21 protein-coding genes, 7 tRNA genes and 1 other RNA gene are annotated in these 23,840 nt (G+C 31.8%); 2 read left to right on the top strand and 27 right to left on the bottom strand.

From position 1 onward, the window contains the following. Positions 1-140: 140 nt before the first annotated feature. The 23 genes from clpX to LJ207_RS01620 all read right to left on the bottom strand — a co-directional run bounded on the left by clpX (position 141) and on the right by LJ207_RS01620 (position 18,058). The gene (gene clpX, locus LJ207_RS01730) at positions 141-1,406 is read right to left on the bottom strand and encodes an ATP-dependent Clp protease ATP-binding subunit ClpX (RefSeq protein WP_229343507.1); all 1,266 of its coding nucleotides are present in this window, start codon (positions 1,404-1,406) and stop codon (positions 141-143) included. Positions 1,407-1,427: 21 nt separating this feature from the next. Next, a complete protein-coding gene (clpP, locus tag LJ207_RS01725; RefSeq protein ID WP_229343505.1) occupies positions 1,428-2,024 on the bottom strand; it encodes an ATP-dependent Clp endopeptidase proteolytic subunit ClpP in 597 nt (198 codons plus the stop codon). A gap of 103 nt (positions 2,025-2,127) precedes the next feature. Further along, positions 2,128-3,408 (bottom strand): trigger factor, encoded by a 1,281-nt coding sequence (gene tig, locus LJ207_RS01720; protein ID WP_229343503.1) that lies wholly within the window; start codon positions 3,406-3,408, stop codon positions 2,128-2,130. Positions 3,409-3,519: 111 nt separating this feature from the next. Beyond that, positions 3,520-3,605: transfer RNA gene (locus LJ207_RS01715), tRNA-Leu, on the bottom strand. Between the two features lie 134 nt (positions 3,606-3,739). Continuing rightward, entirely contained in the window at positions 3,740-4,363 is a 624-nt protein-coding gene (locus tag LJ207_RS01710; protein WP_229343873.1) for a TetR/AcrR family transcriptional regulator, read from the bottom strand. A gap of 95 nt (positions 4,364-4,458) precedes the next feature. Continuing rightward, positions 4,459-5,997: a putative bifunctional diguanylate cyclase/phosphodiesterase gene (locus LJ207_RS01705; RefSeq protein ID WP_229343501.1), complete on the bottom strand. Its 1,539-nt coding sequence runs from the start codon at positions 5,995-5,997 to the stop codon at positions 4,459-4,461. A gap of 158 nt (positions 5,998-6,155) precedes the next feature. Next, complete coding sequence (locus LJ207_RS01700; protein ID WP_229343499.1) at positions 6,156-7,274, bottom strand: YibE/F family protein; 1,119 nt, start codon at positions 7,272-7,274, stop codon at positions 6,156-6,158. A gap of 100 nt (positions 7,275-7,374) precedes the next feature. Beyond that, positions 7,375-7,451 (bottom strand) — tRNA-His (locus tag LJ207_RS01695). Positions 7,452-7,476: 25 nt separating this feature from the next. Then, positions 7,477-7,553, bottom strand: a tRNA-Pro gene (locus tag LJ207_RS01690). A 16-nt stretch (positions 7,554-7,569) separates the two neighbouring features. Next, a tRNA-His gene (locus LJ207_RS01685) sits at positions 7,570-7,646 on the bottom strand. A 182-nt stretch (positions 7,647-7,828) separates the two neighbouring features. Beyond that, positions 7,829-7,906, bottom strand: a tRNA-Arg gene (locus LJ207_RS01680). A gap of 2 nt (positions 7,907-7,908) precedes the next feature. Next, a tRNA-Gly gene (locus LJ207_RS01675) sits at positions 7,909-7,982 on the bottom strand. An 8-nt stretch (positions 7,983-7,990) separates the two neighbouring features. Then, a tRNA-Pro gene (locus LJ207_RS01670) sits at positions 7,991-8,067 on the bottom strand. A gap of 128 nt (positions 8,068-8,195) precedes the next feature. Then, a complete protein-coding gene (locus tag LJ207_RS01665) occupies positions 8,196-8,798 on the bottom strand; it encodes an XTP/dITP diphosphatase (RefSeq protein WP_229343497.1) in 603 nt (200 codons plus the stop codon). Between the two features lie 2 nt (positions 8,799-8,800). Then, on the bottom strand, positions 8,801-9,520 hold the full coding sequence (rph, locus tag LJ207_RS01660; protein ID WP_229343495.1) for a ribonuclease PH: 720 nt from the start codon (positions 9,518-9,520) through the stop codon (positions 8,801-8,803). Then, the gene (gene murI, locus LJ207_RS01655; protein WP_229343493.1) at positions 9,513-10,370 is read right to left on the bottom strand and encodes a glutamate racemase; all 858 of its coding nucleotides are present in this window, start codon (positions 10,368-10,370) and stop codon (positions 9,513-9,515) included. The genes rph and murI overlap by 8 nt, the downstream gene beginning before the upstream one ends. A 27-nt stretch (positions 10,371-10,397) precedes the next feature. Beyond that, complete coding sequence (locus LJ207_RS01650; RefSeq protein WP_229343491.1) at positions 10,398-10,937, bottom strand: GerMN domain-containing protein; 540 nt, start codon at positions 10,935-10,937, stop codon at positions 10,398-10,400. Between the two features lie 2 nt (positions 10,938-10,939). Next, positions 10,940-13,222: an N-acetylmuramoyl-L-alanine amidase gene (locus LJ207_RS01645; protein WP_229343489.1), complete on the bottom strand. Its 2,283-nt coding sequence runs from the start codon at positions 13,220-13,222 to the stop codon at positions 10,940-10,942. Positions 13,223-13,242: 20 nt separating this feature from the next. Further along, on the bottom strand, positions 13,243-14,814 hold the full coding sequence (locus LJ207_RS01640; protein ID WP_229343487.1) for a sensor histidine kinase: 1,572 nt from the start codon (positions 14,812-14,814) through the stop codon (positions 13,243-13,245). 46 nt (positions 14,815-14,860) lie between these two features. Further along, positions 14,861-15,790: an ABC transporter ATP-binding protein gene (locus LJ207_RS01635; RefSeq protein ID WP_229343485.1), complete on the bottom strand. Its 930-nt coding sequence runs from the start codon at positions 15,788-15,790 to the stop codon at positions 14,861-14,863. Next, positions 15,783-16,298: a hypothetical protein gene (locus tag LJ207_RS01630; RefSeq protein WP_229343483.1), complete on the bottom strand. Its 516-nt coding sequence runs from the start codon at positions 16,296-16,298 to the stop codon at positions 15,783-15,785. Before LJ207_RS01630 ends, LJ207_RS01635 begins: the two co-directional genes overlap by 8 nt. Then, positions 16,291-17,352 carry an ABC transporter permease gene (locus tag LJ207_RS01625; RefSeq protein WP_229343481.1) on the bottom strand — a complete coding sequence of 354 codons (1,062 nt, stop codon included), beginning with the start codon at positions 17,350-17,352 and terminating at the stop codon, positions 16,291-16,293. The genes LJ207_RS01630 and LJ207_RS01625 overlap by 8 nt, the downstream gene beginning before the upstream one ends. Positions 17,353-17,653: 301 nt before the next feature. Further along, entirely contained in the window at positions 17,654-18,058 is a 405-nt protein-coding gene (locus LJ207_RS01620) for a hypothetical protein (RefSeq protein WP_229343479.1), read from the bottom strand. Positions 18,059-18,231: 173 nt separating this feature from the next. Between LJ207_RS01620 and LJ207_RS01615 the strand changes: the two genes are divergently transcribed. Together LJ207_RS01615 and LJ207_RS01610 are read left to right on the top strand one after the other, a co-directional pair. Continuing rightward, positions 18,232-18,807 carry a chromate transporter gene (locus LJ207_RS01615; protein ID WP_229343476.1) on the top strand — a complete coding sequence of 192 codons (576 nt, stop codon included), beginning with the start codon at positions 18,232-18,234 and terminating at the stop codon, positions 18,805-18,807. A gap of 27 nt (positions 18,808-18,834) precedes the next feature. Then, the gene (locus LJ207_RS01610; protein WP_229343473.1) at positions 18,835-19,398 is read left to right on the top strand and encodes a chromate transporter; all 564 of its coding nucleotides are present in this window, start codon (positions 18,835-18,837) and stop codon (positions 19,396-19,398) included. A 7-nt stretch (positions 19,399-19,405) separates the two neighbouring features. Here the strand turns inward: LJ207_RS01610 and LJ207_RS01605 are convergent, their stop codons facing one another. The 4 genes from LJ207_RS01605 to ssrA form a co-directional block, all read right to left on the bottom strand. Next, on the bottom strand, positions 19,406-19,690 hold the full coding sequence (locus LJ207_RS01605) for a DUF503 domain-containing protein (protein ID WP_229343471.1): 285 nt from the start codon (positions 19,688-19,690) through the stop codon (positions 19,406-19,408). Continuing rightward, positions 19,671-20,750 (bottom strand): mechanosensitive ion channel family protein, encoded by a 1,080-nt coding sequence (locus LJ207_RS01600; protein WP_229343469.1) that lies wholly within the window; start codon positions 20,748-20,750, stop codon positions 19,671-19,673. The genes LJ207_RS01605 and LJ207_RS01600 overlap by 20 nt, the downstream gene beginning before the upstream one ends. 122 nt (positions 20,751-20,872) lie before the next feature. Continuing rightward, on the bottom strand, positions 20,873-23,185 hold the full coding sequence (locus LJ207_RS01595; RefSeq protein WP_229343467.1) for a diguanylate cyclase domain-containing protein: 2,313 nt from the start codon (positions 23,183-23,185) through the stop codon (positions 20,873-20,875). Between the two features lie 146 nt (positions 23,186-23,331). Further along, positions 23,332-23,689, bottom strand: a transfer-messenger RNA (tmRNA) gene (ssrA, locus tag LJ207_RS01590). Positions 23,690-23,840 lie beyond the last annotated feature (151 nt).

Raw genomic sequence — 23,840 nt, 5'->3', positions numbered from 1 at the left:
TCGATAAAATATATATTTTACCTTTATAAATCTTTAAAAACGAAAGAGACAATATCACTCTTAAAGAGCAATATTATCTCTAATTCTTAGTCAAACAACTCTTAGCAGAGATCTAAATGATTCTAGTCTGAGCTAAGCTGTTAAGCACTTTCTTCTTTTTCTTTTATTTCATCTTCTATTTCTAAAATTGGATCAGCACTATTTTCTATAACCTCTTTAGTTATTATGCACTTTGTAATTTCAGGCCTTGATGGTAAGTCATACATAATATCAAGCACAGTATTTTCTACAACAGATCTTAAGCCACGAGCACCTGTATTTCTGGAAAGTGCCTGATTTGCAATAGCTTCTAAAGCCTCATCTGTAAACTCAAGTTCTATATTATCCATCAAAAAGAATTTCTGATATTGTTTTACAAGAGCATTACGAGGTTCCTGCATAATCCTAACCATATCTTCAACTTCAAGCTGATCTAAAGTTACCTGAACCGGCATTCTACCAATAAATTCAGGAATCAAACCATAATGAAGTAGATCTTGAGGTTGAATATGCTTTAAAATTTCACCTATATTTCTACTTTCATCTTTAGTTTTTATATCAGCACCAAAACCCATTACTTTTTCACTAATTCTGGAATCAATTAATTTTTCCAGACCATCAAAAGCTCCACCAGCAATAAATAAAATATCAGTTGTATCTATCTGAATGAATTCTTGATGTGGGTGTTTTCTGCCTCCCTGAGGTGGCACACTGGCAACTGTTCCTTCAATAATTTTAAGCAGTGCCTGCTGTACTCCCTCTCCAGATACATCTCTAGTTATAGAGGTGTTTTCTGATTTACGGGCAATTTTATCAATTTCATCTACATAAATAATTCCTTTTTCTGCTTTTTCTACATCATAATCAGCAGCCTGGATTAATTTTAGCAGAATATTTTCTACATCTTCTCCTACATAACCAGCCTCTGTTAAAGAAGTAGCATCAGTAATAGCAAAAGGAACATCTAAAATTCTCGCTAAGGTTTGAGCCATTAAAGTTTTACCACATCCGGTTGGACCAACCATCATAATATTACTTTTCTGCAGCTCTACATCATCAACTACCATATTGGAATTAACCCTTTTGTAGTGGTTATATACAGCAACAGAGAGTGATTTTTTGGCTCTTTCCTGACCAATCACATATTGGTCTAAAATCTCTTTAATCTCCTTAGGTTTAGGAATTTCACTTAACTGAAGATCCATTTCTTCATCAATTTCTTCTTCAACTATTTCATTACATAATTCTATACACTCATCACATATATAAACTCCGGGACCAGCAACTAATTTTTTTACCTGATCCTGACTTTTTCCACAAAAAGAACATTTAAGTTCTCCTTCTTCATGATCGCCAAATTTAAACATTATATCACCTCTTAGGCTAAATTACTTTTCTTCTAACTCATTACGTGTGATTACTTCATCAATAATACCATATTCAAGTGCCTCTTCTGCAGTCATGAAATAATCTTTTTCTACATCCTGAGCAATTTTATCCATATCCTGACCAGTATGCTCACTTAAAATTTGATTTAAGAGCTCTCTAATCCTCATTAGCTCTTTAATGTGAATTTCTGCCTCAGTAGCCTTTCCTTGTGCTCCTCCAGCAGGTTGGTGAATCATAACTCTTGCATAAGGTAGGGCATAACGCTTTCCTTCAGCACCAGCTGCTAAAAGAAGTGCACCAGCACTTGCAGCCTGTCCCATACCTATTGTAACAACATCAGGTTTGATATACTGCATTGTATCATACATAGCCAGGGCAGCGGTTACAGAACCACCTGGACTATTAATATAAAGATATATATCTTTATCTGGGTTATCTGCTTCTAAAAATAGCAATTGAGCAATTACAGTATTGGCGACCTGATCTGATACAGGAGAACCTAAGAAAACAATTCTATCTTTTAAAAGACGAGAGTAGATATCATAAGATCTCTCACCTCTATTTGTTTGTTCTACTACCATTGGTATAAGGCTCATAATAATTACCTCCTTATTTTCTTAAATCACAGTATTTAAATTAATTATAACAGTCTTTTTACTAAAAAACAGTTATTATCTTACAAAACACCGAATAATCTTCTTAGTTATTTTCTTTTAAAAGCTCTATGGTTTTTTGACGTTTAATATCATCTTTAAGAGTCTCTAGCTGTCCCTGCATCTGAAAAATAGCTTTTATTTGTTCCGCTTCTCTATCATGTATTTCAGCAATATTCTCTATTTCTTCATCTAGCTCTTCATCACTAACTTCTATTTCTTCAACTTCAGCAATGGCATCTAATACAAGTAGTTCTTTGGCTCTATCAGCTGCAGAATCCCTATTATTATCACGCCATTCTTCCTCATCCATTCCCATATAGCCAAGATAATCTTCAACTTCCATACCCTGCTGAGAGATTGATTGAGAAAGACTCTGGAACATCTGATCAAGCTGTTCATCTACTAAAGTATCGGTCATTTCAACTTCAGCATTTTCACTTACTTTTTTTATTAAAGCTTCTCTATAGTTATTTTCAGCATTTTTTTCTTTTTGTTCAGCAAGCTCTGCTTTGATACTTTCTTTTAATTCATCCATGGTTTCATAATCACTTGCTTCATCAGCAAATTCATCATTAAGTTCAGGAGCCTGTCTTTCTTTAATTTCTTTAAGCTTCACATCAAATGAGGCTTCTTTACCTGCTAAGTCATCTGCCTGATAATCTTCAGGGAAAGTTACTTCAACAGTTTTTTCTTTGCCAACCTCAAGTCCAATTAGCTGTTCTTCAAAACCAGGAATAAAACTACCTGAACCAATTTCTAAACTATATTCTTCAGCAGATCCACCGGGGAATTCTTCTCCATCAACATAACCGGTAAAATCTATTATTGCAAAATCACCTTCCTGAAGTTCTTCTCTTTCAGAAGTGACAAGCTGACTGTGTTCATTTTGCATGTTTTTCAAACGAGCTTCTATTTCTTCCTCTTTTACAGAAGCATCTTCTTTTTCTATTCCTAAATCTTTATATTCTCCAAGTTCTACCTCAGGTTTCACTTCTACTACAGCTGTAAATGTAGCAGGTTCACCTTTGGCAATGTGGAAATCTGTAATATCAGGTTGATCAATTGGTTCTATATCGGTTTCTTCTAAGGCCTCACTATAACCTTGAGGAATTAAAATATCAAGTGCATCTTTGTGGAGCACCTCTTCACCATATCTTTTTTCTACAACTTTACGAGGAGCTTTTCCCTTTCTAAAACCAGGTATAGTCATATCTTTAACAACTTTGCGATATGCTTTTTCTAAGGCTTCTTCAACCTCTTCACTTTCTATTTCAATATCCAATTTAACCTTATTACCTTTTAATACTTCTTTATTTACTTCCATCAATATTCCTCCTAACTCATATTTAAAAACTATTTTATTATAAGCTCTATATGTTAATAATCCCCGATCTGGCACCGGGCCAATATCGGGGTCAATGACAGAATTATTAAATGGTGCGAAAGGTGGGACTCGAACCCACACGGGGATTACCCACTAGATCCTAAATCTAGCGCGTCTGCCAATTCCGCCACTTTCGCAAGCTTTTTTAGATAATTTCAAATCAATTTTTTTAAACTTAAAAATTAACTTTACTTTTCACAAAAAGCACATATAATGTTAGCATAGCTTTTTATAAATGTCAAGCTTTAAAGCTTAATTTTCTCGATAAATTCTAATTATCTGGTTTCATCAAAGAAAGATCAACTCTCTGATCTGTTAAATTAAGTGCTTTGGTTAATAATTCTTCTACAGCACAGAATTTTGCCTGATACATTTCTTTAGTGCTAAACTTAGCATAATGTCGATGTAAGAAGCCATCAATACCCATAAATAATATTTCTGTTAATTCTTCAGGGTATTCAGTTGCAAAAACTCCTGCTTCTACACCTTCTTTTACTATTTCAGTAAATACCGGAATAAATTTGTTCCAAAATTCTTTATTTCTTTTTTTCATAAATTTAGCATTTTCATCTATCTTGAAAAATTCATATACTTTAAAATTACCCTGTCTGGTAAAAATAAGTCTTAAAATTACTTTTTCTAATTTTTCAAGGGGACTGTATTTATCACTTTCTAATATATGTTGAGCTTTTTTCTCAGTATGATTGTATCTTTTCTCTAACAAAGCATTAATTATATCTTCTTTAGTGTCAAAATAATAATAAAAGGTTCCTTTAGCAACACCTGCTCTTTCTGCAATTTCTTTAACAGTTGCTTTTTCAAAACCTTCTTCAATAAATAGCTTTTCTGCTTCTCTTAAAATTGTGTTACGCCTCTTAAGCGATTTTTTTGTCATTTTAGCCAATCTTTATTCCCTCCACTTTAATATGACTTAGGGTCAATAAGGTATATATATTATAGCATAATTCGAAAAAGAAATAAAGATTAAAATCAGATATCATTTTTTAATAATTCTTCTATTTTTTGCGGACTAAGCGCCTCATGAAAATAATATCCCTGGACCTGGTCACAATTTAATTTTTCAAGTAAAACTAATTGTTCTTTGCTTTCTACACCTTCTGCAATAACATCAAACTTTAAACTATGTGACAACCTGATTATTAATTGAGTTAAAAGCTGATTTTTTTCCATTTCTAAATCATCTATAAATGACTTGTCAATTTTTAAATTATCAATCGGTAAATAGCTAAGATAATTTAATGAAGAATATCCACTCCCAAAATCATCTAAAGCTATAGTAAATCCGCGAGCTTTTAATTGATTTAAAATATTTACAAAATTATATTTTTTATCCAAAAAAACATTTTCTGTTATTTCAAATTCTATTAACTCCTCTTTTAAATTATAATTCTTGAAAATTGCTTCCATATTTTTTATTGCATTGGGATTAGATAATTCTAGAGGGGATAAATTAATAGAAACCTTTATTTCTTTTGAAATATTATTTTTCCATCGAGTTATCTGCTTTAAAACCTCATTTAATACCCAGTAGCCAATATCTCTAATCAAATATGTTTCTTCTGCAATTGGTATAAATTCTTCGGGAGAGATAATACCTAAATCAGGATGGCGCCAGCGAATTAAGGCTTCTAAACTGACAATTTTTTTATCTTTGAGTCTTATCTTGGGCTGATAATGAAGGTAAAATTCTTCTTTTTCTAAACCGGTTCTTAAATCTCTTTTAAGATTTTCGAATTTCAATTTCTTTGAATAAAGCTCCTGATCAAAAAATCTGTAGTTCTGCTTTTCATTTTCAATACTGCGAGCAGCTATTTGAGCAGCAGAAATTAATCCCTCAGCATCTTCTGCAGAATCTGGATATAAAGCTATACCTATATTAATATTTAAATAATAATCTATCTCACCTTTTTGCCATAATTCCTGAACTGCTTCTAAAATTCCTTCTGCCATCTGACCGATCTTTTTCTTATCAGCTTTATCATTAATAATTATAAATTTGCCGTAATTATAATTTGCAAGAAAAGAATTTGAATCGTTTTTCTTTATATCTTTTAAAATATCAGACAATTTTTCGATAAAATTACTGGCCTGAGTATAACCTTTAATATCCATCAAAGCATTGATATTTTCAATGTAAATATAAAAAACAGCAAAATTATGATCTTGACTGCTTTTATTAATATTATTAATCTTAGTATTTAATATTTTATCTAAGTGCCTTTTATTAGGTAGTGAGGTTAAAGCATCAAAATAAGCCTGCTGATATAATTCTTCTTCCTTTTCAATAATCTCTTTTAAGTTACTGACTAAAAGATAATATAAAAACAAGCCTGTTATGATTACAAAAACAACACCTTTAACCGACTGGATTTGATGGTAACTAGCATAATCATTTAAAAAATAAATAGCTATAAAATCAGAAAATAATATCCATAAAATACCAAAAACAAAATATATAATGACTATTTTTTTAACTGGATTATAAAGCTTATCACTATTATTTCTCATAATATCCTCCAATCAAGACTTAAAATATAAAATAAAACTCCAGCTAAAGCCAATACGCTATAACTGAAGTCAAATAGTCATCTGCAAACAACCCATTCACTATATTAACTTAATTATATACTAAAATTAACAATATTATCAAGCAGAAGATTAAAATCTTATTTTATATTGACCTTATTGATTAAAAAGGCTGCTGTAAAAGCCGTAATTGGAATTGAAATCACTAGTCCTATTGTTCCTGCAAGACCACTTAAAATCTCTGTTGCTACAAAGTCCATATTAATAATTCGCAACCAGGACATTTGATTAAATAATAAAAGTAACAAAAATGGTATTGCTCCACCTACATAAGCTAAAATCAAGGTGTTTGCCATTGTTCCCATAATATCTCTTCCCAATTCCAAAGAATGATTAATTAATTCTTTAAATTTTAGCTTAGGGTTAGCATTTTTGATTTGATAAGCTCCAGAGGCAATTGACATTGCAACATCAGTAATTGCTCCCAAAGAAGCAATTATTATACCTGCATATAAAAGGCCTCTAAAATCAAGCCCTTCTAGACCTGAGGCTAACATTTGAGCTTCCTGGGTGCCAAGACCTGATAAGTGAGCAATATTACCAATATAATAGGCCAAAAAGCCAGCTATTATTACACCAGATCCAGTCCCTATTATTGCTGCAAGAGATTTAACATTTAGACCACCTATAATAACTAATATCAGGACTATAATTGTCAGTGCACTAAAGGTGGTTACCAAGATTGGCGACCAGCCTACCAAAACAAGGGGCAGCATGACTCGGACAATTATAAATGCTGTTATAAATAAAGTAAAGATAGTTTCTAAACCTTTTACTTTGCCAACCACAAGTAGAACTAAAGCAAGGATTACTAAAGCTAATAATAGACCTCTATCTCTGGCAATATCCTGCAGATAAATATCTCTTTCTCCATTTTGCTCAAAAGAAACTAACACTACTCTTAATCCTTCTTCAAGTCTAATGTTTAAAAACCTGTGATTAGCTTGATATTCATTTTCAATCTCCACAATATCTCCTGCTAAAGGACCATCAGTGATCTCTACTAAAGCCTGCTGATTATAGCCTTGCTCAGTTTGATATTCCTCAAGTTCTAAAACTCTAGCTCTAAAATATTCTTCATTTGCAGTCTGATCTGAAGTTAAATTAATATCTGGAATCATAAAAATCGAAATAATAAATATCAGGCTGAGTAAAACTATTACAAATATCCACTTTTTAAAATCAATATCTAAATTCATATTTATCACCAATTCTTTAGGCTTTAATTAAATAAATTTTTAAGCAAAAAAATCTCCACATTAATAAGTGGAGAGCTTAGTATAAATCCTGAAAATATAATGGGGTGGATGATGGGGCTTGAACCCACGGCCTCAGGAGCCACAATCCTGCGCTCTAGCCAACTGAGCTACATCCACCATATTTAAAATTTTGATTACAAAATGGTCGGAGCGAAAGGATTTGAACCTTCGACCCCCTGCTCCCAAAGCAGGTGCGCTACCAAGCTGCGCCACGCTCCGCAAAAAAATAATATAATGGGGTGGATGATGGGGCTTGAACCCACGGCCTCAGGAGCCACAATCCTGCGCTCTAGCCAACTGAGCTACATCCACCATATTGAATTAATTAAAGCTTTAAAATAAAGCTTTAATTATCTTACGACAATTGTTATTATAACAGTAAAATCAAGTAATTGTCAAGCAGCTTTTAATGCTTAAGCTAATATTTCTCAAATAAAAAAACACCTTTTCAGGTGAGTAAATACTTGCAATATTAAAAAGCAAAAAAATAAAAATGGCGCGCCTGATAGGATTCGAACCTATGGCCTACGGATTAGAAGTCCGTTGCTCTATCCAGACTGAGCTACAGGCGCGGAGCGGGAAACGAGACTCGAACTCGCGACCCTCAGCTTGGAAGGCTGATGCTCTAGCCAACTGAGCTACTCCCGCGTATAAAATGGTCGGAGCGAAAGGATTTGAACCTTCGACCCCCTGCTCCCAAAGCAGGTGCGCTACCAAGCTGCGCCACGCTCCGATAGTGTCACTGAAAAGTGTTTTTTTCTGCGACAGCAATTAATAGTATATAGTAAATAAATGCCTCGGTCAAAAAACAAATGACTATATATTACTCATTAAAGCAATTTAGAGCTTATTTGCTCTTTTTTACTCTATATACCTCTCTTTAAGAACCTCTTTTAGTTTAGAAAGTGCTTTAGCCCTATGACTAATTTTGTTCTTTTTTTGTGGTGATATTTCTGCCATAGTTTTATCCAATTCAGGCAGATAAAAAATAGGGTCATAACCAAAGCCATGCTCTCCTACAGCTTGATAAGATATTAAACCCTCACAGCGACCTTCAACAACTATTTCTTCTTCTGCAAAAGGATCTACAAGGGCCAGAACCGATACAAAAGCAGCTTTGCGCTCCTGCTCAGATACCCCCTCTAATAGTGAGAGTATTTTTAGATATTTCTCTCGATCATCTAAATCTTCTCCACCAAATCGAGCAGAGCGGATACCAGGTGCTCCAGCTAAATATTCTACTGAAAGCCCTGAATCATCAGCTAAAACAACTTCATTAAGCTCAGCTGATCTCTGCCTGGCTTTTTTAAGGGCATTTTCTCTATAACTTTGCCCATCTTCTATTACTTCAGGAAGTTCTTTATCATCTGGCAGCGCTCTAAAATCAATCTTCAAATCTGAGAAAAAAGATTTGATTTCTTCAATTTTATGTTCATTTCCACTGGCAATTATAATTTTCTGCATAATTATTCAGCTGCCAAATTCATCTTTTGAATTTCAATTAATTCTCTAATTCCTTTTTCAGCTAAATCATATAACTTATTCATTTCTTCCCTTGTAAAAGGATTTTCTTCAGCAGTACCCTGAATTTCAATTATCTCTCCATTTTCAGTCATAGCTATATTCATATCAACTTGGGCTTTAAAATCTTCTTCATAACAAAGATCTAACATAGCTTCTCCTTCAACAATACCAACACTTGTAGCTGCCATAAAATCTTTTAAAGGGTTTTCACTTAATTTGCCTTCAGCTAGCAAAAAGTTAACTGCATCAACTAAAGCAACATAAGCACCAGTAATTGATGCTGTTCTCGTTCCCCCATCAGCCTGTAAAACATCACAATCAACCCAAATAGTTCTTTCTCCCATTTTATCAAGATCAATTATAGCTCTAAGACTTCTCCCTATTAAGCGCTGAATTTCTTGGGTTCTACCACTCAACTTCCTTTTAGCTGCTTCCCGGATATTTCTATCTTGTGTTGCCCTTGGTAAAAGAGAGTATTCTGCTGTTAACCAACCTGTATTTTGACCTCTTAAAAAATATGGTACACTATCTTCTATAGAAACATTACATAAAACCATTGTATCTCCAGTTTCCACTAATACTGATCCTTCTGCATATTTAGTAAAATCTCTCGTTATTTGTATATCTCTTAACTGATCAAGTTCTCTTCCATCATTACGCATTATTTAAATTTCCCCCTCTGTTTTTTAAAGCAAGAAAAATGTTTTCTTCTTCAAATTTTAAATTATCCAGCTTTAAAAAACGTCTTCCATGTTCTAAAAAGCTTTTAGATATTCTACTTTTATCACTTACTATAAATTTATGTTTACCCTGAACAAAATCTTTATTCAACAAATTAGACATATTTAACTCTTTTCTAAACTCTAAAGCTGTTTCTTGAGCAGGATTAACCAGGCTGACATCTTTCCCCATTACCTTTGCTAAAACGGGCATTAAATAAGGAAAGTGGGTACATCCTAAAATCAAAACATCTGCTTTTGCCTTAATAATAGACTCTAAATAACTATAGGCAGTTGTTTCTACCTCAGGGCCAGAAAACTTCCCTTTTTCTACTAATTCTACAAAAGCAGGACAGGCTTTCGCAAAAATCTCTGCTTCTTGTGATTCAGCCCTAATTGCGTCTTGATAGGCCTGACTTTTTATGGTCCCTTCAGTCCCTATAACCGCAATCTTCTCATTTTTACTAATTTTAACTGCTTTTTTAGCAGCACTATCGATCATACCAAAGATAGGGATATCAAATTTTTCTTTTACATAATCTAAAGCTGCTGAACTACCAGTATTACAAGCAATTACAACAGCTTTAACCTTTTTTTCTTCTTTTAAATAAGTTATTATCTCTTTTACATAACTTCTAACCTCAGAAAGTTTTTTGGGACCATAAGGAAGGTGCAAGGTATCCCCATAATAAATAATGTCCTCTCCAGGTAATAAATTAAATATTTCGCGAGCAACGGTTAAACCTCCTACACCTGAATCAAGCAAACCAATTGCTCTTTTAGAATCATCCAAAAAGACCAACTCCTAAATCTCCTATTCTTAATTGTCTGTAACTAGTTCTTGATTGTACATCAAAGGACGACTCAAGTCAAGGTGGCCAACCAAAGTCTCTACTTCCTGCCCCTCAAGTAAGATTTGTACTGACTCTACCTCTTTTAAAGCTGTGTAACTATTAACTATAGAATAGATGGTTAATATCTCACCAGTACTTCCACCCCAATGATTTTCTCTTAAAGCTAAGTTGAAATTCAAAATTAAAGTATCAGCCTCTAAATCATAATCTAAAAGCTCAACTTCATCAGGAATTGTAGCTGAGAGCTGATCAGATTCAGGACCTTTGTTTAGCTCCTCCATAATCTGAAAATAAATGTCATGATCTTCAATAATATCTCTCTGTTCAGCAGCTAAATATTGAGCATCTTCAGTAGAAAAATAGACGGTAATTTGATCATCCACTAATAAGGTATTTGAAATAAAGATCAGCAAATAAACCACAGCAGCTGTTAAAAGTAGAATACGCAGCACAGCTAAAAGCTTTCTTTTCATGCCTGGATTAAATAAACTTTGCTTTTCTGCCATTTTTATCTGCCTCCATTCTCTCTGATATAATCAAGAATACCATCGACAATTAAATGAGCAGATTTATTTCTAAATTCATCTGTTCTAAGCCTTTCTTCTTCCTCAGGATTTGATAAAAACCCTACCTCAACTAGTGCAGATGGCATTTCTGTATATCTGATTACATAAAAATTATCATTTTTTAATCCTCGATCAACAAGGCCAAGGCCTCTTGATAATTTATCATGAATTTTATCTGCAAATCTGCGGCTATATTCCGAATTCCTGTGATTAAAGTATGTTTCAACTCCACCAACCTGGCGATTATTGGTTGCATTAGAATGAATACTGACAAATAAATCAGCACCTGCATTATTAGCGATATTTACCCGCTGTTGTAAAGAAAGAAAAACATCTCTATCTCTAGTCAAGATAACTCTTTGACCTTCTGCTTCTAATAATTCCGCAATTTTTAATGAAATAGCAAGTGCAGGCTCTTTTTCTTCTAAACCAGTCGGACCGATTGCTCCAGGATCAAATCCCCCATGACCTGCATCTACAACAATTAATCGCTGTGGCATATCTCTAATATCATCAAGTACATCATCATGTTTAGCAAGAGCAATATTAATTACCCTACCCTGATCACTTTCATTTACTTGATGATTATAGTATTCGTCTAATTCAAAGACCAAACGAGTAACCTCTCTGTCTTCTATAACATAGTTGCTGCTTCTAATATCTTTAATTAGAGAACCTTTTTCGGGTAGCTCAAGCTCAGAAATATTATTTAAAGTATTATCAACATCGATTACAATTCTGTGCGGATGGGTAAATTTTCTAACTTCATAGTTAGGGTTGCCTGTTAATCTTACAGCTAGATTTTGAAAATCCTCATCTTCACTGCCCTGAATACCAGCAAATTTATTCTGGAAAGTAATTGTATAATTATAAATTCCATTTTTCATTTCTTCATTCCAGTTATAACCTGTTAACTCATGTAAATCAGCTACAATTCTAACTGTTTCATTATCAAAACGAGCAGATCGAATACTGTTTATCAAAGGATCATCTACCTCTAATTTATCTGCAACATTTGCTCCCCTGCTGGTATTGAAAAGATTAAGCACAAGTCTTGGTGGCTCAGCCAGCAAAAATGTGTCTGGGTTTATAGATGATTGTGATTGAAATGTAATTTTACCGGCAGCATATTCTAAATTAGTAATTTCTGACTGTTCACCTTTTCTAAAGCTCAAAACACTACTCTGTCTATCTCTACTATTATCAACTGCCTGTATAATTTGATTTTCTTTAAGTTCAGCTTCTATTCTTAAACGAACCGGATCTAAACTATGCTGACTTACAGTTACATTTTTAATTAAAGGATTATCTCGCAATTCTTTGGCATAATTACCAATAACAACAGAAGGGATATCAATAATAACCCGGTTAGAATCACTTAAATAATCAATTTCTGCCTGGGGAAATTCCCCGGTAGCTTCAATACTAAAAACATTATTATCATCAATAAATACTCTTTTTAACTGAGGCAAAAAGCTTAAAGCAAGGGTATCACTTTCTTCACCACTTTGTTCATATACCCCACCATCTATTTGAAATGGTATAGGGGTTCTGCTTCTTAGAACCAATCTTAAAAGAGCTCGATCAGGAACATTTATAACCCTTAAATAAAAATTGTTATTTGAAACATTGTCACTAAATTCTTGATTAACCTCAGCTTTATCAATTTCAACTATTATTTCTCTACCATCATCACTTTGTAGAACCCTATAAGGAGAAATCTCATCCATTTCGATATTTAATTGATTACCATCTTCTTTCCATTCAATATTGTTGATAGTTGTTTCCGGCTGGAAGATAAATAATTTATCTTCTTCTCGCTGAAATTCAAGCAAATAGCCAAAAGCTTCGATAGTTTTTGCCAGTGGTATGTAAGCCTGATTATCGATTAAAACTAAACCAGCTTCAGTCCGAATAGCATCATTTCTATTATTATTCCTGATTTGAATAAAGCTGCTGTTTGCCATTAATTTTACTTCTACTCCATTTGATTCCATCTCTAATAATTTGAGTGCAGGCTGCCAGTTAAGCTCGATCTCCAAAATTTCAGCTAAATCAGTAGCTTTTATTAGAAATTCACCTTCAACTACAGTACTAGAAATTTGATCTGTTATATCTTCACTATTAAAATAAATGCTATTTTGAGCAGCGGCTGATCCAAAAGCCAAAAATGATATTATAAATAAAATAATTGCTATAAAAACTACTTTATATCTTAGAGACAAGATCCTTCCTCCTTTCTAACTTAAATATAATTTATGTCACTGAATTCTAATTCAACTTTATTTAATAAACTATCTGGAGAGTAACTTTCTTTTTCAACTATTTCCTGGTCAATTGTTTTTAAAGGTAAAAAAACTTTAAAGTTACTATAAGAACCATAAACACTATCTATTTCAATTTTACCTCCATGCATTTCAATAATTGATTTAACCAAAGAAAGCCCAATCCCACTTCCTTCTCTTTTTTTCTTAAAACTCTGATCAACCTGTCTAAACTTATCAAAAATTATTTGCTGATTTTCTTTTTCAATCCCAATCCCAGTATCCTTAAGCGATAATAAAATATCTTCTCCTGCTGCTTGAAGGTTTAAAATAATTTGATCTCCCCTAGCAGAAAATTTAACGGCATTGGAAATTAAATTTAAAATCACCCTTTCTATGTTAAAAGGATCACAGGCAATAATAGCTGAGTCTAAATCACAAATAAATTTAAAATCTCTTTCTTTCTCTTCAAGATAGTCACTAACAGTATTCACAATTTCTCTAATCAGCTTTACTATGTCAAAATTACCTCTATGTAAACTAAAAGCGTCAACTTCAATTCTAGTTATATCAATCAAATTATTAACCAAACGCAGTAATCTAAAACCATTATTTTTAATAGAATTTAGATAATTATTAATTTTATCTTTTTCTTTATATGATTGAGAATTATATAAATAAAACTCGAGCAGCTGCAAACTAGAAAAGATCAAATTTAAAGGTGTTTTTAGTTCATGAGAAATATTAGCAAAGAATTGGGTTCTTAATTTGCTGTATTCCAGTTCTTCGTTCTGTTTTTTTATTTTTTCTTCTGCTCTGAGACGTTCTGTAATATCTCTTGCAATTGAAATAACCTCAATTATTTTATCTTCTTGATCCCTTATAATTGCATTATTCCATTCACAATATATTTGACTACCATCTTTAGAGATATTTTTGTTGATATTATTATTTTGCAGACCACTAAATAGCTCTTCAGTCATTTCTGTTACCTCTGAATAAGAATCTTCTGGAATCAAAAGATTAAAATTCTGATCAAGAACCTCTTCTTTTTTCCAGCCAAATATCTCTTCTGCCCTTTGATTCCAATCGATTATATTTGTCTGGCGATCAGAAACCACAAATGCTAATGGAGCCTGATCAAAAAGGGTTCTATACCTTTCTCTATTTCTAAAATATATATTTTCTCTTTTTATTTTATCAGTAATATCAACAGCTAAACAAAGCAAATAATCAATTTCATTGTCTGAGTTATGATGTGGTATTATATCTACCTCAATATTTTTCATTTTATTATTGATTTCTACAACTATTTCTCGCTTTTTTCTCTCACCAGTTTGGAAAATCTTTTGATTAAAATTTTTGATCCTTTTTCTATCTTTTTTATTTAAAACTATTGAAATATTTTTATTTTCAAGCTCTTCAACTGATGATTCACAAAATTCTGCCATTCTTTTATTGACAGCACCAAATTCATCTGCCTTATTAAAAGTAAATGCAATTTGTTTTAAATCATTAAATAGAAAATAAAAGTCATCTGATAATGGAGTCAATTGACAAACCTCCCTTTTGACAATTTTAAAGCTCTTTTAAAGGAGGCTAAGAATTAATTTGTTTAAAAACTTCCTGTAAGTCTCCTTCTCTTTTTTTAAGCTCAAGCAGTTTATATTGAGCAGCTATTTTATTTAGCCTATTAAAAACTTCCTCTTCAATAAAAATTTTTAGATAAAAGCTATCTTTTTCAACTTTATATTCTTCTCCCTTTTTAAGCAAAACTGATAATTCTTTTTTTAAGTCTGCTTTGTTTAGAGAATAATTATCATAAGCAAATTTGAGTTCTATAAAATCCTGTTTTAAGTTCTGCTTGAACACTGACGGCTTGTCTAAAGCAATTAAACTTCCCTGATTTATAAAGGCTACCCTATCACAAAGGCGATCAGCCTCTTCTAAATAGTGAGTGCTTAACAAAACTGTTTTACCCTCTGCTTTCAATTTAGAAATTTTTTGTCTGATAATTTCCGCTGAAATAGGATCTAAACCTCCAGTTGCTTCATCAAGAATTAAGATCTCAGGTTCTGCTAAAAGTGAACGACAGATCATTAATCTTTTTTTCATTCCTTTAGAAAAGTTTTTAACAGCTTTTTTTCTCACATCATATAATTTATATTCTTTTAAAAGTTCTTCAACCTTAGTTTTATTTATCCCATTTATTCTAGCAAAGAAAAGCAGGTTATCATAAGCACTAAGGCGGTAATATAAATTGCTTTCTTCAAAAACAACTCCAATTTTTTCTTTAATCCAGGTAGGTAGTCCAGAAATTATATTTTCACCAAAAATATTAATTTCTCCAGAATCAGCTTTTAAAAGCCCTGTTATAATCTTAATTGTGGTTGTTTTTCCAGCCCCATTGGGACCTAAAAGGCCAATAATCTCACCTCTATTTACTTTTAAATTTATCCCTTTTAAAGCTGCAAAGCTGCCGAATTTTTTTTTGAGATCTTTGATCTCCAAAATATAGTTTTCAGTCATTAGCTTCGGCCACACTTTCTGGACTAAGTTCATCTAAAATAGGCTCAGGATCCCAAAACAATTCGAAGTGATTATCTTTTTTTCTGAGATAGACTAATTTATCTGATTCTCTTTCTCTGCTTCCTAAACGTCTAAACTTGATAAGGTATGAAACTTCTACTGTATAGAAAGTTCCCTCTTCTTCAAGAAAGGGAAATTCACTTTTAAATTCTTGATAAGAAATTTCTTCAGGATTAGTTACTTCAATATTTCTATACTCGAGCTCATATTTTTCAAAATTATCCTGCTGAAATTTTATATATTCTTCACTGCTTAAAACTGATTTCAATTCAGCTGCAAAATTATCATAAACCTCTGCAAAATTTTCTTGGGCATAATTTTCGTAAATATATTCTCCAAATCCTACCGGGCTGTCAAAAGAATCTGCAGCAGAAATTTGCTTAAAAGAAAAAACTAAAAAAATCAAAAGTAATAAAGATATTAGCTTCCATTTAAATTTTTTATTCAACAAAAGAATCAGCCTTTCTTAAATAGATATATATAATAGTATAAAATATTAGTGCAAAAAAAGTTAAAGCAATTATCTCAAGCCAAAGGTTAACATTCCCTCCTTGATAAACCAATGATTTGTCTAAAGCCCTGTATAGATAGTGAGATGGGAAAAAGAGGGCCAGCCGCTGAGTTAATGGTGAAACATCTGCTACTAAAGCAGGAAAAATAATAGGAAAATAGATAACTGTAGAAATTGACCTGGCTGAAGCCTGAGAACTAGTAAAAATACTTATTATAAGTCCTAAACCACTAAAAACAAAAGAAGCTAGGCAAATGATCAAAAGTGAAAGTAATAGACGTGTAAGTGAAAGCACAAAAACTCCATTTAAAGCTCCCATTAAAAGTGAAGTAATAAGAGTTAAGACCAGAGCAAAAAGACTCTTTGCTATAATTATATCAGATGCTTTTAGTTTTGTAACCATTAAAGCTGCTAGAGTATAATTATCTTTCTCCTCAGAGAGAGAGCCTGAAATAAGCATTAAACCAATCATGGTTATTGTCACGGTTAACCAAACTGGTAAAATAGTACTTGCTGCTTCAAATTCAGCTGCACTTTCAAAGTTGAACTGAGGTCCTCGATCAAGCCTATGATATGAGCTTAAAATCTCTGAAATATTTTCTCTTAAAATAAAAAAATTGATTGTATCCCTGCTGTCAAGATAAATCTGATAGCGATCTTCTATCTTTTCTCTCTCCTGAAAATAAATTAAAGCTGCATCAATATTCCCAGAAGCTGTGTCCTGTCTACCAGCTTCTGCTTCAGCATATCTATTAACATTAAAATTTTGAAAGTTATCATCAATAAAAGCTGCTACTTCTTCTGAACCTTCTCCACTAATACCTAAGGTGAAATTTCTCATCAACTGTTCCCCACTGACCAATGAAAACATTAAAGAGGCAAAAAGAGGTAATAAAATTATCATAATTGCTGTTCTGTTTTTCAATGATTCTTTAAGATCTTTAAATATAATTAATAAAATAAGTTTAATCTTACTAAAAAAAATTTGCATAAATTACTCCTTCAAAAATTACTGTTTCTTAGTCTATATTTGATATATTCTGGAAATTAATAGTTATTCCTGCTCGAAAAAAATACAAGGGAGAAATATAAATATTTCTCCCTTTTTTAATTTTTTATTAGGGAGCCATTCTATCAAAAAAGTAAACTAATGCCCAAACTATTACAATAATTCCTACAATTTCTGCCATTATAACTCCCTCCTTTCTCAAAAATATAAATTTTTAATTTTCTACTACTTAGATATTTCTACAAAAATTATTAATCTCCTTTAAAAGCAGCAGTCAAGTCTATTATTCTGCTGTTATTACCCCATACTCACTTAGTTCCAAACCTGCTAAAAGTTCTATTATATATAGTGGAGCTAATAATTTATTATTAACCAACATGGTTTGAGCTGGCATTTCATAGTTTCCAGCTTCTGTTTCTATAACATTACTATTGGCATTTAATAAATAAAATCTGCCGCCAGAAATCAATAAAAATCTTTCTTCTTCCAATTGATATAGATTAATATCTAGTTCATCAGTTAACTCTTCTACCACAAATAAAGTTGATTGCTCTAATTCATCTGGCATTATCATAAAATGTTTTTCGGAAAACTCTAATTCAACTGCTTCTACCGCTACAGTATTTAAAACAATAATTGTCAAGAAAATCAATAAAAAAGAAGTTAGTATAAGTAGAATTTTTTTCATTATTTAACACCTCTTTTCTCTTAAAACTATTTATATGCAGCTTAGAAAATTAATATTCCTGTTTGCTGGTGATTATTTTAGATAATTTAGATAAAATAGAGTTAATGTGTTATAATAAATAGCGAATTATCATCCATAAGATCAAAAATTATTTAGCTCAGGTGGAGGTTGAAATGAAAAAGTTATTTAAAATATTTTTCATATTTTTTAAAATAGGTTTATTTACTTTTGGTGGTGGATATGCCATGCTGCCCATAATTAAAAGAGAGTTGGTCGATAATCTAAATTGGATTACAGAAAGTGATATCCTTGATTATTATGCCATTGGTCAAAGTACTCCTGGTATAATTGCCGTTAATACTGCTACCATGACCGGCTATAATTTAAAAGGTATAAAAGGTGCTTTAGCTGCCACTTCAGGTTTTATTATGCCTTCTTTAATAATTATTACTATTATTGCCAGTTATTTCGCTCGCTTTCAAGAAATAGAATTATTTCAACATGCTTTTTCTGCAATTCAAATAGCTGTTGTAGCACTTATAATAGATATTGTAATAAAGATGTGGAATAAATCTGATAAAAGTAAAATAAGCTTATTAATCTTTGTTCTGGCCTTTATTTTACTTGCTTTATTTAGAGTTTCACCTGTTTTTGTGATTTTAGGCTCTGGAATAAGTGGTATTATTATTCAACGGCTTAGAGGTGAATTCAAAAAAAGTGTTAAAGAATATAAAAATAATAATAATTAAAACTATCAAGAAAGAAGGTCATTCTTAATGATTTACATAATATTATTTCTTGAATTTTTTAAAGTAGGACTTTTTGCACTTGGTGGAGGCTTAGCAGCCCTCCCATTTTTACAAGAACTAATAGTAAAATACGGTTGGATAAGCTCTGAGGAACTGCTTAATATGATCGCAGTTTCAGAATCTACTCCTGGAGCCATAGGTATTAATACAGCTACTTTTATAGGTTATAATACTGCCGGGATTGGAGGCGGAATAATCGCTACATTGGGTCTAGCAGCTCCATCGATTATAATTATTTCACTAATTGCCCATTATTTTAAAGAATTTAATAATCATCCCCTGGTTAAATCAGCTTTTGTCGGAATCAGACCTGCTGTTGCCGGTTTAATTGCATCTGCTGCTTTTCAGCTCAGCCGGGGCCAAATCTTCCATTTTGAAAAACTTAATGCTGATCTAGAAATTTTCAATGTTTTAGATTTAAAAGGATTTATACTATTTCTACTGATATTTTTGGCAATCCGGAAATTCAAAAAACATCCGATAATATATATTATAACTGCTGCGCTAATTGGAATCATATTCAAATTCTAAACAAAAACTATCTGCTGATATTAACTTCATAATCATCAATTGAAAACTCATGAAAGCTTTCGACAAAATCTAAATACTTATCCATAATACTCTGTAGATAGCGATAATCATTGCCAAGTGTTACAACCCCTACTACAGCAGTCTGCAAATAATCCTGGGAATCAACTTCTGCTGCTGCAACATTAAATTTGTTTTTGCTTTTTTGGAGCAGGCTTTTTATAATATGTCTCTTTTCTTTTAAAGAGCTAACTCCTGGCAGATATAATTTCAATTTACAACTTGCTATTATCATTATTTTTGCCACCACCATCTAGATGAATAGTTTGAGTAGGAAAGGCAAAATTAATTCCTAGTTCTTTAAATTTCTCATTCATTTTATAATTTATATTTTGATGAATATCCATATAAACTCTATACTCTCTACTTTTTACAAAAAAGACTACCTGAAATATTAAAGAAAACTCTCCATATTCTGCAAAATGAGCCCTATCAAACTCAGTATTTTCTTCAGCTTTAATTATTTCTTCAATAATTCCAGGAATCTGCTTTAATTTTTCCAAAGGGGTTCCATATTCCACCCCAAAACTAAAGTTGATTCTCCTTCTCTGCATCCGTTTCAGATTATTAATTCTTGAATTTACTAAATCTGTATTGGAGATTATTAATTCTTCTCCACTTATGCTTCTTAAACGGGTTGTTTTAATTCCAATATGCTCAATAGTACCTCTGTAATCACTGATCATTATATAATCCCCAACATCAAAAGGCTTATCAAAATAAATAGTGAAATAATTAAATAAATCATTTAAAATATTCTGGGCTGCAAAAGCAATAGCAATACCACCAATACCTAGACCTGTTAGGAGACCTGTAATCTCTATATTTAAATTATCTAAAATAAATAGAAAAGCAATTACCCAGATAATAGCTTTTATCATAATTAAAGTTATATTTAAAATCTTTTCCTGTTCCGAACTTCTTTGTTTTTTCTCCCAGTGTTTATTTAAAAGATAAGTTATAATATCCTGAATGATTAATATTGTAAAAACAACACTTAATATCATTAAAACTGCATTAATAAGATTATCAAGCAGGGCTATGGTTCTTAATTGATTAAAAGCTATGTAAATTGTTAAAAAGTATAATAAAGGATAAAGTCTTTTTTTAATGAGTTTTTTAATCATTTCAGCAAAGGAATGGGAAAATTTGTCAATAAAAATATTTAATTTTTCCATTAAAAATTTATCGAATACTTTAATTATTAAGTAGACACTAATTATAAAAACAAATGCTCTTAAATAATTATGCACCGAATTATTAAAAATCATTGTATCCAAACTCAAATTCTCCATTCAAATTCCTCCTAAATTTAATGCTAAGCAATTTATAGGCTTATATAATATATTAGCCATCTCTCTTGTTTTCCCTGCTTTTAAATTGGCTAATTTCAGCTCATTTAAAGCTAAAAAAGAAGCTATTTAGCTTCTTTTTGTGTCCCGCTAATCATATCTATAAATGCTTCAGCTAATTCTGGATCAAAGTGAGTACCTGAACACTTTTTAATCTCCGCTAAGGCTTTTTCTTTAGAGATAGCTTTACTATAAGGTCTCTCATTTGTCATAACATCAAAAGCATCTGTTATGGCAATTATTCTAGCTAAATAAGGAATATCTTCTTTTTCCAATTCTCGAGGATAACCAGAGCCATCCCATTTTTCATGATGAGATAATATTTCTTCGGCAATTAAGGCAAATTCTTTGGTAGATACAGCAATTCTACTGCCTATTTCAGGATGTTTTTTTATTATCTCCCATTCTTCATCTGTTAGTTTGCCGGTCTTATTTAATATTTCTTCAGAAATAGTTGCCTTACCTATATCATGTAATACTGCAAGTAAAGATAAACGGTCTAATTCTGAACTGGGGAGACCTTTGTCTTTACCTAAATCATGGGCTAAATCGATCATCCTTAAAGCATGTTCTTTAGTTTCACCACTTTTAACACTGAGAGTATTTAGCAGACCTTGGATTATCTTATTTTTAGCACTTTTGCTTTCAAGCAGCTTATTTTGATACATTGCATCATCTGCTTTTTTTAATATCTCTTTAATATCTTCTGATTTTTTTATTTTTGTAGCCAAGCCAAAACTAAGTGAGATTGGTATTCTATCATTTTCTGTTTTTTTGCTTGCTTTTTTTATTCTTTTTAATACTTTTTCAGCTATTTTTCGCTTAGTTTGAGGTAATAGTACAACAAACTCATCCCCACCATGTCTGGCCAGAATATCTTCTTTTCTAACTGCATTTTCTAATAATTTGGCAGCTTTGACCAACATTTCATCCCCTTTGTCATGGCCAAAACTATCATTGATGATTTTTAAACCATTAACATCAGCCATGATTATACTTATTGGAAGCTGTCTTTTGGTATCAAGCCTCTGTAATTCTTCTTCAAAAAATCTTCGATTATAAAGATCAGTCAGCTTATCTTTATAAGACAAATACTTAATTTCCTCTTCTCTAGCTTTTCTTTCACTGATATCTTTTAAAAAGGCTAATTCATATTCTTTATTATTGTGTTTTAAATAACGACTGGTAATTTCAACATCAATTATTTGACCATCTTTAGTTTTAACTTTACTTTCAATTACCTCAGTTTTTTTCTTTTTCAAATTATTCCAATCTTTTTTTCTGTTGCTTTTTTGATAGTTGATATCTATATCAAATATTTTCATATTTCTTAACTCTTCAGCACTATATGCTAAAATATCACTAACCTTATTATTAACATATTCAAAACTTCCTGCTGGAGTTATCCAAAAGATACCTAAAGGAGCATTGTCAACAGAGAATTGAGTTAATTTGAGTTTTTCTTCTTTTTGCTTTTTTGCGGTAATATCTTCAGCTGAACAAACTACAAATTCTACTTCATTCTGTTCATTTATTTTAGGTATTTTTCTAATACTTAATAATCTTTTTTCTCCCCGATGATTTTTAAGCCAGATTTCACTTTCAATTTTCTTTTTCTTTTTAAATACTTTTTTGCTGCTTTCTTTACAGAGCTGAGCTTCTTCATAAGAAAGTATCTCAGCCAGCTTTTTGTTTTCTATTTCCTCTTTAGCATAACCTAAAAAATCAGCATGAGCCTGATTAACCTTACCATAATTATCATAATCTCTGAGATACCAGATTTGAGTATCAGTATTATTTAAAAGTATTTTTTGTTCTTGATTAAGATTATCTAATTTCTCTTTACTTTTAAACTTTTGATAACTGACTATGCTTGTAAATAAAGCTGAGGTCAAATAAAATGCAAAGAAATAGAGTCTAAAACTAAGTAAAATATTCTCTGCCATAACAAGGGTTAAGCCAACAAATACAGCTAAAGCTAAATTGCAGTAGATAAGAACTTGATTCCCTTTAAAGAAAAGATTAGCAATAATCATCGAGCCAATTAATGCTAAAGCTAAGTTATGTTGAAAAGAATTAAAATATGTAATATAAGCTAGATGGGCCAGCACAGAATAAACTACGATATAGACAGTTGTTTCAATCCTTTTTTTAAGCCAGTCATTAAGATAAGAAATAAGAAATAAAATAATAGTTAAGAATATAAAAAATCCCCGGTGACCAGCAGGAATCGGATCTTCTCCTGTAGGAATATTATAATAAAAAAGGCCTGAAACAAAATAAAAATATGCAATAACCAACAAAATAAACCTATAAAAATTGGATGAGCCATATTTGTCTTTACTTTGCTCTTTAATAAATTCAAGCTTATTTTTCAACAAGAAAATCTTCCTCTCCCCTATATTTTACTAGATTATAATCATTATATAGTATTATTAACCATTATTAAATAAAAATAGATATTTTTTTGCAAAAAAATAAACTCAGCTTCTGCTGAGCATTATAAAGAAATATATTTTGATTTTGGTGGAGGTGGTGGGAGTCGAACCCACGTACTATATGGCTCACCCAGTAGTTTCTACGAGTGTAGTTCAGTTTTTAATCTCACAGTAAATGCTCCACTGAACAGGATCATTTACTGCTAGTCTGTTAAATGTCCTTTCTTCTTACAGACATCAGAAGAAAGTTAGCCTGCTTTATATGGCACCTGGGACGAACTCCACAGGCAGGAGACGGCCAGGCGTTAACTGCCTACGCGGCAGCTAAAGCGTAACTATTATCGTTTGCGGATAATTTTATAGTTCCCAGTGTTTTTCGAGTGAAAGAGAATCCTCGACTCGCTTCTAAAGGATTCACCATACAGGCGAAGCCAGAACACCCCCAAAAATTAACTTTATCTTTTATGCATAACTATTATAACTTAAAGGTCAGGAAATGTCAAATTAATTTTAATTTCGATTGTGTCAAATAACTTTTGGAAATGAGATAAGACTCCCTTATATATTTTTTAAAAAGCTAATGCTTTTATTGCTC

The organism is Halanaerobium polyolivorans (assembly GCF_020711195.1).
Lineage (GTDB): Bacteria > Bacillota > Halanaerobiia > Halanaerobiales > Halanaerobiaceae > Halanaerobium > Halanaerobium polyolivorans.
This window is presented reverse-complemented; position numbering and strand designations above follow the sequence as displayed.